This is a genomic window from Nitrogeniibacter aestuarii (genome assembly GCF_017309585.1).
GTDB classification, from domain to species: Bacteria; Pseudomonadota; Gammaproteobacteria; order Burkholderiales; family Rhodocyclaceae; genus Nitrogeniibacter; species Nitrogeniibacter aestuarii.
In genome coordinates, this window is the sequence record NZ_CP071321.1 from 1,486,212 (window position 1) to 1,500,083 (window position 13,872).

9 protein-coding genes are annotated in these 13,872 nt (G+C 62.0%); 2 read left to right on the forward strand and 7 right to left on the reverse strand.

Annotation, left to right across the window (positions count from 1 at the left end; all coding sequences use genetic code 11):
- Positions 1-173 precede the first annotated feature (173 nt).
- Positions 174-1,037 (forward strand): formyltetrahydrofolate deformylase, encoded by an 864-nt coding sequence (gene purU / locus J0W34_RS06860; RefSeq protein ID WP_230971155.1) that lies wholly within the window; start codon positions 174-176, stop codon positions 1,035-1,037.
- A 3-nt stretch (positions 1,038-1,040) separates the two neighbouring features.
- Here purU and J0W34_RS06865 read toward each other — a convergent pair whose 3' ends face one another.
- The 5 genes from J0W34_RS06865 to J0W34_RS06885 all read right to left on the reverse strand — a co-directional run bounded on the left by J0W34_RS06865 (position 1,041) and on the right by J0W34_RS06885 (position 8,671).
- Positions 1,041-2,174, reverse strand: coding sequence for a GlxA family transcriptional regulator (locus tag J0W34_RS06865; RefSeq protein WP_230971156.1), 1,134 nt, complete (start codon positions 2,172-2,174; stop codon positions 1,041-1,043).
- Between the two features lie 502 nt (positions 2,175-2,676).
- On the reverse strand, positions 2,677-3,459 hold the full coding sequence (gene blaOXA, locus J0W34_RS06870) for a class D beta-lactamase (RefSeq protein WP_407941168.1): 783 nt from the start codon (positions 3,457-3,459) through the stop codon (positions 2,677-2,679).
- Positions 3,460-3,991: 532 nt separating this feature from the next.
- The gene (locus J0W34_RS06875; RefSeq protein ID WP_227816773.1) at positions 3,992-5,545 is read right to left on the reverse strand and encodes a BCCT family transporter; all 1,554 of its coding nucleotides are present in this window, start codon (positions 5,543-5,545) and stop codon (positions 3,992-3,994) included.
- A 265-nt stretch (positions 5,546-5,810) separates the two neighbouring features.
- Positions 5,811-7,082, reverse strand: a complete 1,272-nt coding sequence (locus tag J0W34_RS06880; protein WP_227816774.1) for an MFS transporter — start codon at positions 7,080-7,082, stop codon at positions 5,811-5,813.
- Between the two features lie 386 nt (positions 7,083-7,468).
- Complete coding sequence (locus tag J0W34_RS06885; RefSeq protein WP_230971158.1) at positions 7,469-8,671, reverse strand: MFS transporter; 1,203 nt, start codon at positions 8,669-8,671, stop codon at positions 7,469-7,471.
- Between the two features lie 171 nt (positions 8,672-8,842).
- Between J0W34_RS06885 and J0W34_RS06890 the strand changes: the two genes are divergently transcribed.
- Positions 8,843-9,742, forward strand: a complete 900-nt coding sequence (locus J0W34_RS06890) for a LysR substrate-binding domain-containing protein (RefSeq protein WP_230971159.1) — start codon at positions 8,843-8,845, stop codon at positions 9,740-9,742.
- Between the two features lie 378 nt (positions 9,743-10,120).
- Here the strand turns inward: J0W34_RS06890 and J0W34_RS06895 are convergent, their stop codons facing one another.
- Positions 10,121-12,142, reverse strand: coding sequence for an ATP-binding protein (locus J0W34_RS06895; RefSeq protein ID WP_230971160.1), 2,022 nt, complete (start codon positions 12,140-12,142; stop codon positions 10,121-10,123).
- Complete coding sequence (locus J0W34_RS06900) at positions 12,142-13,785, reverse strand: methyl-accepting chemotaxis protein (protein ID WP_230971161.1); 1,644 nt, start codon at positions 13,783-13,785, stop codon at positions 12,142-12,144. The genes J0W34_RS06895 and J0W34_RS06900 overlap by 1 nt, the downstream gene beginning before the upstream one ends.
- Positions 13,786-13,872: the final 87 nt, after the last annotated feature.

A 13,872-nucleotide genomic window follows, 5' to 3' on the forward strand; every position in this document is an offset into this window, starting at 1 on the left:
CCAAGCGTACCAAACTTGCCGAGCGTCGAGGCGACCTGATTGCGGCCGCCGACGGGCGTGCGCAGGCGGTCTGGAGCCAGGTCTTCCACGGGCTACAGGATGTCGCAGACAGACAAGTGGGGGTATCCGCCGTGGCGTACCGTGGCGAGCGTACACACTAGAGGAATGCACGTATGAAACCAGAGCATCGATGGATACTCACCGTATCCTGCCCGAGTTCGATCGGTGAGGTGGCCGCGATCTCCGCGTTTCTGGATGGTCAGGGGTGTTACATCAGCGAGTTCTCGTGCTTTGACGATGAGCTGACGGAGCATTTCTTCGTGCGCTGCGTATTCCGGCCGCCCGCGGGGGCGGAATTCGACGCCGGCGCCATGCGCCAGCAGTTCGAGCCGGTTGCCGAGCGCTTCGGCATGAGCTGGGCCTTGCACGACGCCAGCGAGCGTGCCCGCATTCTGATCATGGTGTCCAAGTTCGATCACTGCCTGCGCGATCTGCTCTACCGCTGGCGCATTGGCGAGTTGCCGGTTAATATTGTGGGCGTGGTGTCCAACCACCCGGACCTGCGCTACCTCGCCGACGCCGATGGGCTGCCCTATCACCACATTCCGGTGACGGCAGACACCAAGCCCGAGCAGGAAGCCAAGCTGATGGCGCTGGTCGAAGAGACGGGCGCCGAGCTCATCGTGCTGGCCCGTTACATGCAAGTGCTGTCAGAAGACCTGTGCGAGCAGCTCTCGGGCCGGGCCATCAACATCCACCATTCCTTCCTGCCCGGCTTCAAGGGCGCCAAGCCCTACCATCAGGCCCATGCCCGTGGCGTGAAGCTGATTGGCGCGACCGCGCACTACATCACCACCGATCTGGACGAAGGCCCGATCATCGAGCAACTGGTCGATCGCGTCACCCATGCCTACACCGCCGAGCAACTGCTGTCGGTCGGTCGGGACATGGAATGCCAGGCGCTCGCCCGTGGCGTGCGTTACCACGTTGAGCGACGTGTGTTCCTGAGCGGCGGACGGACCGTCGTGCTTCCCTGAACCTCAGGTGCTTTTGCGGCGTGCGTCGCTGGGCGTCTCACCGAAGAACTCACGGTAGCACCGGCTGAAGTGGGGCGCGCCGGTAAAGCCGCAGGCAATGGCGATGCTGGTGATTGGATCGCAGGTCTGGAGCAACAGCCGCCGAGCGCGGGTGATGCGCAGTTCGAGGTAATAGCGCGCGGGACTGGTGCCGATGTGACGCTGAAAGAGCCGATCCAGCTGGCGCAGGGAAATCTCGGCCAGGCGGGCGAGATCTTCCATGGTCAGCGGCTCTTCGATATTGTTTTCCATCAGCTCAAGTACCAGGCGTAACGGTGCCGGCAGGGTCGGGCTGCGCGCGAGCGAGGGCATGGAATGCCCTTTCACGTCGTCCATGCTCCGGTCGCAGGCCAGAATGTCGGCGATGCCGCTGGTGATTTCGTCGCCATGTCTTTGCTGGATGAACGCGAGCATCATGCCCAGCGCACTGTTGGCGCCGGCGCAGGAGAGACGATCGCGATCGATCACGAAGGGCAGGGGCTGGACGTGCACGTTCGGATAGGCTTCCTCGAGGCCGGGCCGGCTCTCCGGATGAACCGTGCACGCATAGCCATCGAGCAGTCCTGCCGCCGCGAGCAGGTGAACGCCATTCCACAGGCTGCCCAGAGCGATCTGCGCGCGTGCCGCCTTGCGCAAGATGTCGAGTTCTGTGCGCTGGGCCTGCAGGTTTGAGCGATAACCGCCACATACGATGAGCAGGTCGAGGGCATGCAGTCTGGCATCGGGCAGCGTTGCGTCCACCGATACCTGGATGCCCAGGTCACTGCGAACCGGCTCTGTCTCCAGGCCGAAGGTTTGAAAGGCAAACAGGGGAGTCCCGTTGACCAGATTGGCGGTCACGATGGCATCGAGCGCCCCGGTGAATGCCATGAGCGAAAAATGCTCAAGCAGCAGGAACCCGACCCGGGTGTTCTCTTCAGGCACATCTCCCGTCAGTTCGTCGCTGCGCGTGAACGGCCGGTTGCTGTGGCGCAGCGGGCTATCGAATGGGCGTGACGGTTGAGGGAGCGCAAAAGCACGCGCCGAAGGACTGAGCCCATCCACGCCGGCCGGCCGGCTCGGCGTCGGACGTGTCGCTGACGACGTGCTCGAACTCACTCTGTCTGACTCCCCAAATTCCAATCTAGGCCCTCGACTCGTGAATATTTGCCCGTGCCCCCACTGGCTGAACGCCTTGGCTGTCTTGCGCGGCGCAGACTGCGGGCGTCGCTTCGAGCCATGGTACGTTATTTGCATTGAAGCCGACACTGACGCCGCTCCTTTGTCGCCGACGTGCGTGGCGTCGGTGATCGGCGTTTTCTGTACTCGCTTTGCGCTCGAAGCCCGCGCCAATTCCGTCCGGGCGTGACGGCGGCGGTTGTTCTCTCAGGGGCACCACTCGCGACACAGGGACCCAGGCGGTCGAAAGGCGCATCTGAGCGAGACTGCGTCGGCAGGTGCTCGCGATTTTCCCGTAGCTCGGTGACCCGCTCTCGATGCCCCGGTTCGCCCCTGACCGGGCGCTGGCAACCCTTCAGCCTGAGACTGAAAAAGCCTCGAAGCAGAGGCGCACCATGTGCTCGGCAAGTCAGACGGCTGCAACGTGCCAGGCGCCGCGCGCTTACAGAAAACCCAGGGCCTTGAGACTGGCTTTGCCGATCTCAAGACGTTTCTTCGCGTCAGACGGCTTCCTGATGTCGATATTCAAGGCAAAGGAGTACACGCGATTCTCCTTGACGACCCAGCCAACCCACCAGGCGACACCCGGTTCGGGCGCATTTTCCCAGCCGGTCTTTCCATAGAGTTGCCAGTTCTCACCTTGGTCTTGAAGCACGATATCTCGAACGCTCTGTTGAATTTCAACTGATACTGGAAGCTGATCTTGAGCCAACCTGGATAAGAAAACCGCTTGTTCCTGAGCGCTGATCTTGAGCGGTCCGTCGAGCCAGAAAGTATCGACAGACGTTCCGATATCTGCATTTCCATAGCCGAGCTTCGAGACATGCTCTTGCATTTTCGCCAAGCCGATGCGACGAGCCAACTCCTGATAGATTGGAACATTGGAGATGGCAATGGCATCTCGCAAGCCCATGTCTTTTTCCCATGCATCGAATGGCTGATCCTGTCCCCCGTAGGGAAGAACATCATCAACACTGGTCACGGCACCGACAGAGAGGCCAATCAGGCTGTTGGGGATTTTGAAGGTAGATGCAGGTACAAACCGTACTTTGGATCTCCTCTGGTCATGGCCTGCAAAATGTCCGGAGCTGGCGTCGTAGACGACGAACGTTCCCGTAACGCCTGAACGTCTGAAAAACTCCTTGATTTCAGGGTTTTCCTCCCAGTCTGCGGCAAAGCACTGCACAGAAAAAAATGTAACGACTATTGCAAGAACGAATCTCATATCCCTGATGATCTGGTTGGCCATGGCGTCATGGAAAGGGGCATTGAGCAGGAGCCGCTTGTCCGGGTAGCGGTGACGAAGCCCCACTCGGCATTCCCGCTTCGGGTGAAATGAACGGAGTGCGTTGCACCGCATGGGGTGTTGCATAGTGCCTTGGCGCAACACTCGGTGCAATGCGCAATGGCTATGCGCTCTGAACTCGACCGTCCGCTTCTTCTCCATCTGGCGCTGCAGTGTTTCTTGGTTGAATGAGCCTCCCACCGAGCACTTGATATGCCGACGCTCTATGAATGGTCCGATGGCCCCCGAGACGCGTCGTCGCGTGATCAGGGTGGTTGCCCGACAGCATGGGGCGGGAGCTGTCCCGGCGCCGATGCGCTTCCGCCGGAGATCGCGAAGAAGCAGACCCGACCACGGCCGGCTTGAAGCCCCGGTTGGATCTCCGATTCGAAGGAAAAAGAGGCCGCCCAGTGGGCGGCCCCTTTTGCCGGGTATTGATTGTCGGCGCCTCTCCCTGGCGCCGACTCGGCGCTCAGGCGTAGCGCTCCTGGTGCAATGCCTTGTACAGACCCACGGTCATGATCAGCAGCACGACCGTGAAAGGCAGGCCTGTTGTGACTGCACCAGCCTGCAGTGCGCTGAGCGCGTCCTTGCCGCCCACCGACAGCAGAATGCCGGCGATGGTGCCCACCAGGATGGCCCAGAACATCCGCTGGGTACGCGGGGTGTCGGTCTTGCCGCCGGCCGTGATGGAGTCGATCACGAGGGACCCCGAGTCGGCGGAGGTCACGAAGAACACCAGCACCAGCATGACGGCGAGGGCAGAGGTGATGGCGGTCAGGGGCAAGTGCTCAAGCATCTGGAACATGGCCAGGGACACGTCGCCAATGCCGTTGGCCAGCTCGCCAACACCGGTAGAGGCTTCTGTCAGTGCATTGCCACCGAAGGCGGTCATCCACAGGATGGTCACCAGGGTCGGCACCAGCAGAATGGCGGTGATCATTTCACGGACGGTACGACCCTTGGAGACACGGGCGATGAAAATGCCGACAAAGGGTGACCAGCTGATCCACCAGGCCCAGTAGAAGACGGTCCAGCCGTGGAACCAGGTCTGGTCGTCACGTCCGATCCAGTTGGACAGGGGCAGGATGTATTCCGCGTAGTCGACAAGACTCGTCCCCAGCCCTTTCACGTAGGCCACTAAACCACCGGCGATTGCCACGAACACCATCAGGATGGTGGCAAGCACCATGTTGATGTTGGAGAGGACTTTCACGCCACCGTCGATGCCGCGCCACACTGACAGGATGGTCACGGCACTGACCCCGACGATGATTGCCAGCTGAAGACCCAGGGTGTTTTCAAGGCCGGTCAGGAAGTGGATGCCGCTGGCGGCCTGCTGCGCGCCGAGGCCCAGCGAAGTGGCCAGACCGAACATGGTGGCCAGCGCGGCGATAATGTCGACCACGTGACCGCCCCAGCCGCGGACGCGATTGCCAATGATCGGGTAGAAGGCCGAACGCAGGGTCAGGGGCAGGCCCATGTTGAAGGTGAAGAACCCGATTGCGACGGCGACGACACCGTAGATGGCCCACGGATGAAGCCCCCAGTGGAAAATGGTGGCACCCATCGCGGCGCGCATGCCTTCCGGCGTTCGTGCCGCTGCATTGAGCGGTGTGCCGTACCAGTCGGTGTAGTAGGCCACCGGTTCGGCCACGCTCCAGAACATCAGGCCGATGCCCATGCCGGCAGCAAAGAGCATGGCGAACCAGGACCAGGTGGAGTATTCCGGGCGCTGGGTCGGGCCACCAAGACGCACCTTGCCGACCGGGAGAAATATCAGCGCGATGCAGAAGATGACGAAAAGGTTGCCTGCAAACATGAATAGCCAATCGAAATGCTCGATCGACCATGTGCGTGCTGCACTCATCTGCGCACTGGCCTGCGCAGGATCTAAGAGGGCGTAGATGATGAAGGCGACAATCAGCGTCGCCGTGATTGGAAAGACCGGGTTGTGAAAATCCAACCCCCAAAATTGCTTGTTATCAATACCCGGCTCTAGAACCGTCTCTGAACTGCTGCTCATGGGGAATGCTCCTGTGATCGTTCTGGATGCAGCCTTGGATCCACGCCGTGACCGAGCGAATCGGAGTCCAACGGGGCCAGTTCATTTTGGTGGCAGAGCTCGAAGCGTTATTTCTCAAAAGCGACATCGTGCTGGCCGGATGCGCCATTTGCATCCGGCTGTGGGCACGAAGAGAGATTGTCTCCAGGCGATGCAGGGCATTCCTGGAAACCTTCAATGGCGCGTTTGCGCCAGGAGGGAGATCGGCGCGCGTGCGCGTTTCAGATCACGTATGACCGGTGTTGCGGGCCTCCACTGGCGCGTCGTCACTGTGACTGGACGGCTCCGCAGCCGGCATCAGCTCCAGTGCCTCGGACGAAGTTCGCATCATCGAGACGTAAGGCGTGTGTTCGACCACATCGTCGCGGACGCGGCGTCGGGACACCAGGGCCGTCAGCATGAGCACGACGTGGGTGGCGATGAACCAAACGGCCAGGGCTGAATTGTCCACCCAGGACATCATCAGACCCACCATCAGTGGCCCGATCGCTGCGCCGATTCCGTAGAGCAGGAGCACCACGTTCGAGCCCGAGACGATTTCGTCCCCGCTGAGGTGGTCGACCAGGTGGGCGACGACAATCGGATAGATCGCAAACCCGAAGCCGCCAAACAGGGTGATGGCCGCGATCGCGGCCGTTGCACCCAGATGACCCCACAGGAGCGGCACGGCCGACAGCGCGGCGCAGCCTGCCGCGAAGGCCAGTACGGTGCGCCGATCGCTGCGATCGGACAAAGCGCCCAGTGGCCACTGCAGCAGTGCGCCGCCAAGGATGCCCGCACTCATGAACAGGGCGATCCAGTCGTTGTCGTAGCCGGTGCGCGATGCATAGACCGGTCCCATGCTCCAGAATGCGCCGATCGCCATGCCGGTCAGTACGGCACTGGTGGCCGCAACCGGTGCCCGGCGCAGCAGCGGCCAGGGTGAGAAGCCGCTGGTCTTGTGAACGGTGGGCTGCGCCAGCGGGGTCGCCGCCACCGGCATCACGGCAAAGCAGACGCAGAACGCGGAAATCATGAAGACCGACAGTGAGGTGCCCAGATCGAAGCCGAGGATCTGCTGAGAAAGGGCCAGGGATGTCTGGTTGACGATCATGTACATGGCGAAGATGCGCCCGCGCTGAGCCTGTGGCGTCTGATCGTTGAGCCAGCTTTCGATGAGCGTATACAGCGACACCACCGAGGCGCCGGCCAGCACGCGCAAGACTACCCAGGTGGTTGCCGAGACGAACAGGCCGTGCAGCAGGGCGATACCGGCCAGGCCGGCGGCAAAAAAGGCAAAGGCACGAATGTGGCCAATGCGCTGGATGAGCGGACGGGCAAGCAGGCCGCCGAGCAGGTAACCGGCGAAATACCCGGACCCGAGCAGGCCGAGCAGGGTTTCGCTGAAGCCGGCTTCATTGCCCTTGATGGCCAGCAAGGTGCCGAGCAGGCCGTTGCCGGTCAACAGCAGGGCGACGCCGCTCATGAGGCCGGCGATTGGAAGTATGTTCTTAAACATGTGTCAGTTCGGGGGTGACGTATAGCTCGTCATGATTACGGCAAAAAATGGCACGAAAACAGGGCTGTCCGTGCAAGTCCTTCAATCAGCGTCGACAGCGCGCCGGATGGGCCCGGGGCCTGGTGTTCCGGATCGTTTTTTATCCACGGGAGACCCTTCGCTCATATACCGGCACACGCTGAACAAGGCCTCAATTTGACGTGGCGCCATCGGCGCCCGTTTGCATGCGAGCGACATGAAATTGTCGGATTGAGCCAGCCCGGGCGCAGCGGGATTGGACCTATGCTGCAGTGCAGCGCGCGCGACATTACACCGGGCCGCTGGTTCTGGCAATAGTGCTCGACATGGCCGCTGTTTTTGGCCTTCGGTTCGGCGCCGTCCGGCGGTCAGTGCGCCGGATCCGGCGCAGGTGCCCCGCGGCGCTCGCCCAGCCAGACCCTGATCGCCAGTAGCGTCAGCACGAGGCTCGTGCCGCCGATGACCCCGTACATGGCCTGCAGGCTGCCGGTGAGCTCTTGCAATGTGCCGGCAAGCAGGTTGCCCAGCGCGCCGCCCAAGCCGAAGGTGACCATGCCGATGCCGCTGATCTGCATGGTGGCTTTGGAGTGATACCGCTTGCTGACCCAGCCGGCAACAATGCCCCACATGGGGAAGTACATCAGGCCGTAGCCGAAGCCGGCAAGGATCGCGAACCGCGCCGGGTCGTGCAGAAACGCCATCAGGCAGAGTGCAAAGCTGCCGAAGATCAGCACGAGGGCCAGACCGTGGCCCTTGCGGTCGGCGAGCTTGCCGATCAGGAAGCCGGCCGCCATGCCGCTGATGCCGATCATGGTCCACGCATAGCCACCGAGTGCGGGTGGCAGCGCCAGTTCGGCAAGCCAGGTATTGAGCCAGGTCGAGAACGGCATGGCCGAGAAACCGACCAGAAAGCACACCAGGCAGGCGTAGAACGCGGTGCGCTCGCGAAAGATCGTCTTGAAGAGCTCGCTGGTGTTCATCACGGGCGGTGCGTCCATCGGGTTTGAAGCCTGAACGTTGCCGCGCTTCATCTGGTGCAGCACCAGGGCTGTCAGGGAAAGGGTGAGCAGCCCCAGCACGCCGGCCGCCAGCCAGCCACTGCGCCAACCGAGCGCTGGCACGACCAGCAGAATCAGCAAGCCGTTGAGACCATACCCCCACGCCGTGCCGCTGGAGGCGGTCGACAGGCTGGTGGCGTGGTGCTCCGGCTGGCCGTAGCGGGTGACCAGCTCGACAATACCGCCCCAGCTGATGGCTGCGCTCGCGGACATCACCGTGAGCGCGACGAGCATCAGCATCGGATCGTGAAGGCTGGCCATGCTGAACAGCAGGACGCTGGTGACGACTCCGGAAGACAGCATCAGACGACCGGAATCGATGCGGTGGCCAATCACGCCCAGCAACATCGCGCCGCCCAGATACGCCAATTGCGTCAACGCGCCGATGGTCGCCAGATGCCAGTGGGTGATGCCGATCTCCGCCTGCATGAGCGGCACGAGCGCCGCGAACAGGAACAGACCAAAACCGTGGCTGATGATCTGGTTGATGCCGAAAGTGACGGTCATTCGCATCGCGTGGCTCCGCTGGCCTTGAGATTGATTCAAGAATGATGAAAACTGATTGCGGCTGCGTTTGTTGAAAACCCAGCACTCTGGTGACTTGGTGCTATCGTAGTGTCTTGTGCTGGCGTGGTACATCGATAAATATTCACATCTATGTTCAATTAAATTGAAAACTGAGCCATGATCGACCTGCCCATCAATCTGTTGCGGACCTTTGTCGTCGTAGCCGAAACGCTCAATCTGACCGAAACCGCACGCTTGCTGCACAAAGCACCGTCGACGGTCAGCATGCAGTTGAACAGGCTTGAAGCCTTGGTGGCGAATCCGCTGATGCAGCGCGGTCAGCACGGGGTGCGACTGACCTCCGCCGGAGAGCAACTGACCGGGCACGCCCGCAAGTTGCTGAACCTGCACGACGAAATCGTGGGCGCGTTTCAGCACATGGACATTGGCGGCAAAGTCCGCCTCGGCACCCACGATCAGTACGCCAGCCGCACGCTCGCGCCGCTGCTGGAGGCGTTCATCCTCAAGTACCCGGAGGCCGAGCTGGAGGTCTTCTGCGATCACCGCCCAGACCGGCTGGTCGATATGCTGGAGGGCGGCAAACTGGACATCGCACTGGTGGAAATGCTCGCCGGCACCGAAGACGGTTTGCGCCTGCGTCGCGATACCCTGGTCTGGGTCTGCGCCCGGAACCACGACATTCTGTCGCAACCCGTCTTGCCATTGGCCGTGTTTGAGGAAGGTTGTTACCACCGGCGCTACGCCTGTCGGGCACTTGATGGCGCCGGAATTCCATGGCGGGTTGCATTTACCAGTCAGAGTCGGACGGGGGTGCTCGCAGCAGTTCGAGCGGGTATTGGCGTCGCCATCATCCCGTTGCATACGGTCGAGGACGATCTGGTCGTGATTGATGACGCTCTGCCCGCGCTGCCCGATACCGAGGTCTCCCTTTTTATCGGCAAGCAGGTCAATGAAGCGACGCGGCGCCTGGAGCAGATTGTTGTGGAGAGTCCGCTGTTTGTGCGGGCTGATCGCGTCGAAGAAGCCGACGTCCGGCCTGGAATGGCATCAGTCTGACACTGATGAGTGCGCTGACTTGCGTTCGACCGGTTGAGCGTGTCTGATGCCACTGAGCCAAGCGTGATCCCGCAGAATCATGGACAGTCCGGGAGGCCGGAAGTACTGTCGGCCTGAGGTTTGGGCACGGGAGGAGGTGGTGAGCAAGCAACGTTTCACGACCGACTTCAAGGAGGAAGCCGTCCGCCAGCTCATCGAATGGGGACAGTCTGTGGCCGAGACGTCGGCCCTCAACTGAGTCTCCCCCATCGTCTGTCGTTGGGTTCGTCGATGGCCGTTGCGGGTATCACACCCCGTTGTCGCGACTGCCAGGCGGGGCGGAACGAGGCCTTTGGCGCCAGCTTTGAGCCGGATCCATGCCGGTATGGCCTGCTTGGGTCAGTCTGCCAGGGTCTTGATGTCGTCGCGCCGGGGCGCGATGCGCGGCATCGTGAGGACGAAGCGGGCGCCCTGACCGGGCTCGCTCTCGGCGTGGATCTTGCCCCCGAGCATGCCGGTCACCTGGTTGTAGGTAATGTGAAGGCCCAGGCCGCTGCCACCACCGCCAAGACGGGTGGTGAAGAAGGGGTTGAAGATGCGACCGATGTGCTCCGGGGCAATGCCGCAACCGTCATCGCTGACCACCAGCATCACTTCGTCGTCGCCCAGTGGGCCGGCTTCGATGCGGACGATGCCTTGTTCCTTGTCCGTGAACGCGTGGATGAAGGCGTTGTTCACCAGATTGGCGAGAATCTGGCTCAGCGCACCGGGGTAGCTGTCCATGATCACGTTCTCGCTGATTTCCTTGATTACCTGGTGACCGCTCTTGCGAATGCAGGGGCCGAGCGTGAGCAGGGTTTCGTTGACCACTTCATCGAGCGGGAAGCTGCGTCGCTGGTCGCTGGTCTGGTCCACGGCCACATGTTTGAAGCTGGTGACCAATTCTGCCGCCCGCTGCAGGTTACGCAGCACAATGTCCGAGGCCGTTTGCGTGTTTTCCACAAAGCGGTCCAGGGCGGATCGGGTGATGCCTGACTCGAGTTGAGTGGTAAAGCTCTGCGTCTGGTCGTGCAGGGTGCTGGCGGCAGTCACGCTGTTGCCGATGGGCGTATTCAGTTCGTGAGCGATACCGGCGACCAGGGCACCGAGCGCGGCCAGTTTTTCCCGCTGCAGCAACTCATGCTGGGCCTGCTCGAGTTTGGCGACGGCGGTGCGAAGGTCTTCATTGGTCCGGCTCAGGGCCGCGGTGCGTTCTTCCACCCGCTGTTCGAGCAGGTTGTTCAATTGCATCATTTCCTGCTCGTGGCGGTGCAGGGCGGTGATGTCCTGCTGCGAGACCAGCACCATGCGCTGCTTGCCGACCTCGACCGAGCGTGCGCTGATACGACACAGAATGGGGTCGCGCGCGCCTTTGGCGTATACCCAGGCGTCGTAGGCGCCAAGCTGGCCAGTGCGTTCGATCTGGTCGATGATCTTGCGGCGGTCGTTGGGGTCGGCCCACACGCCCAGCTCGGTTCCGGTCTTGCCGAGGGCTTCTTCGCGGGTGTAGCCGAACTGACTGATCCACTGTTCATTCACTTCGATGACCGCATAGTCCAGTTCGCGGATGGCCACCGCAATGGCGATGGGTGAGGCGTTGAACAGGGTCTTGAACTTGGCTTCCGTCTGGCGCAGGGCCTCCTCGGTGGCGATGCGCTCCTCCAGTTCCTGCTCAAGCTCCACCTTCTTGAGGTCGATCTCGCCAATCACCTCGCGCAGTGCCTGACGCATCACGTCGAGGCCACCGGCGAGCTGGCCGATCTCGTCATTCCGGCTCCAGTAGAGCGGCTTGTCGAGTTCGCCCTTTGCCAGCCGGACGGCTTCCTGCTTGATGTCTTCGATCGGGCGGATGACCCGGTGGTCGAGCGCCAAATACACCAGGATCATCGACAGCGCGACCTGAACGGTCAGCGTGGTGATGGCGGAGAACATCTCGCCGGCGAGCCGGGCATCCACATTGCTGGTGTTCATGGCAATGGTGGCGGTGCCGATGGGCTCGCCCTGATGAATCACGGTGCGCCGGACGGTGTGGATCGACGCTTCCGGGACGTCGGCCAGTTCGCCACGTTCGGAAAAGATGCCCTGGTTGAGCTCCTCGACCCGGACGAGCAGCACGTCCGGGTTGCGCAGCAGGGCGTCGGCCAGGCTGTCGACGGCATCCACGTCGACATTCCACAACGGGATGGCCGCCGCCTGCGCGAGGACATCGGCGTACTGGTTGGTCAGTGTCTCGACGTAAAACCGGCGCTCATCGTCCAGGCGCGTCTGCAGCGACCAGGTGCCGAACACGATGGCCGGCAGCAAGATGCCCAGACCGACCGCGAGAACGGCGATCTGGCGCAGGGAAAAGGATTTTGCATGCTTCCCGGACAGGGGTGACATTACAACTGGAAGCGCTGGAACTGGGATTGCGTGTTGCGCGCGAGCGAAGCGAGCTGGTCGACGGTGCTGCGGGCGTTCTGCAAGGCAACGTCGGTTTCCTGAACACGCGTGGTGATGTCCTCCGTACTCTGCGCGATGGAGGTGGTGGCGCTGCGCTGCTCCTGAATGGACAGGGCGATCTCGCTCATGCGTTCCACCACCGAGCCGATGCGCTGGCCGATGTCGTCGATGCGGGTCTGGGCATCGCCGGTCAGGTTGGCACTGCGCTCCACGCTCGTGACGGTCTGCTCCATCACGCCCACCGCCTGCTGGGTCTCGTGGCGCATGCCGTCGAGCATGTCGGAAATTTCCAGGGTGGCCGAGCCGGTGCGTTCGGCCAGCTTGCGCACTTCATCGGCCACCACGGCAAAGCCGCGGCCCTGTTCGCCGGCGCGCGCTGCTTCGATCGCGGCATTGAGCGCCAGCAGGTTGGTCTGATCGGCAATTTCGCGAATGGCGCCCACGATGCCGTGAATGCTTTGCGAACGGTTATCGAGCCCGGACAGCACCATCGAGAGCTGGCGCACCCGCTCGGCCGATGACTGTGCTTCGGAGACAATGGTGGCAACCTCCTGGGCGGTATCCGTCGTCAGGCGGCCGGTGTCGCGCGCCATGGTGTCGGCGTCGTGACTGTTGTCCGCGATATGCGACACACTCACCGTGATCTCTTCGATGCTGGCGGCGTTGGAGGTCGAAATGTCGGCCAGTGCCTCGGAGCGGCGGCCAATGTCGCCCAGCGTTTTCTCAAGCTTCTGGATGCCCTGGGTGAGCTGCTCGGCATCGCCGCGCAGCTGCCTGAACATGCTCCCCAGGTTTTCGAGCAACTGGTTGAAGCTGCCCGCCATCTGGCCCAGCTCGTCGCTTGAATTCACCGGCAGACGCGCGCTCAGGTTGCCACCACCGGCGGCCACTTCACGCAGTTTGTCGTTCAGTGTCTTCAGTGGCGACAACACATAACGCGGCAGGGTGAAGAGCACGATGGCGAGAATGACCAGCGCGATCAGCCCGGCGATCACCGAACCCGTGTAGGACTGGTGTGCTGCGCTTTCAGCGGCGGCTTCTGCTGTCTTGGCTGCATCGTTGATCAGCCCGGTCAGTTGATCGATCTGGTCGCGCATGGCGCTGAACTGCCTGGCGGCATCGCCCTTGCTCAGCGCGCGCGCCTGGTCCATTTCGCCACGACTGAGCAGGGACACCACCTGGTTGTTGAGGGCTTCCCATTTGGCGCGTTCGCTCAGATAGTTCTTCACCAGTCCGGCAGCGGGGCCGGCAATCTGCGGGAGCCCGATCGTGATGTTGGCCACCTTGGCGACGCGATCGGCGGACTGCTGTCGGTTTTCATTGATCTGATCGAGCAGTTTGGCCTGGTTGCCATCGTTGCCGGTGACAAGCCAGGTGCGCTCGGCCACCAGGACCTGGTAGAGGTCGCGATCGGCTTCCAGCAAGGTGCTGACGGCCGGCATGAAGCGGGAGCCCAGCTCGGTCGTGATCGCTTCGCTCTGTCTGGCGTTATTGACGCTGTAGCCGGCCAGTACCAGCGTAATGACGCCCATGGCCAGCACCGGCCCGAGCGTCTTCCAGCGAATGGAAAGATTTGAAAACATGGTATGCCCTCATCGCATTGGATCGGCGAATTGTTTTTTTCAATGTCGACACGCGTGCCTTCGCCTGGCACGCGATCGGGTCAATCG

Coding starts and splice junctions, on each gene's coding strand:
- purU (WP_230971155.1), top strand. CDS start 174: ATGAAACCAGAGCATCGATGGATACTCACCGTATCCTGCCCGAGTTCG.
- blaOXA (WP_407941168.1), bottom strand. CDS start 3,459: ATGAGATTCGTTCTTGCAATAGTCGTTACATTTTTTTCTGTGCAGTGC.
- J0W34_RS06875 (WP_227816773.1), bottom strand. CDS start 5,545: ATGAGCAGCAGTTCAGAGACGGTTCTAGAGCCGGGTATTGATAACAAG.
- J0W34_RS06880 (WP_227816774.1), bottom strand. CDS start 7,082: ATGTTTAAGAACATACTTCCAATCGCCGGCCTCATGAGCGGCGTCGCC.
- J0W34_RS06885 (WP_230971158.1), bottom strand. CDS start 8,671: ATGCGAATGACCGTCACTTTCGGCATCAACCAGATCATCAGCCACGGT.
- J0W34_RS06890 (WP_230971159.1), top strand. CDS start 8,843: ATGATCGACCTGCCCATCAATCTGTTGCGGACCTTTGTCGTCGTAGCC.
- J0W34_RS06895 (WP_230971160.1), bottom strand. CDS start 12,142: ATGTCACCCCTGTCCGGGAAGCATGCAAAATCCTTTTCCCTGCGCCAG.
- J0W34_RS06900 (WP_230971161.1), bottom strand. CDS start 13,785: ATGTTTTCAAATCTTTCCATTCGCTGGAAGACGCTCGGGCCGGTGCTG.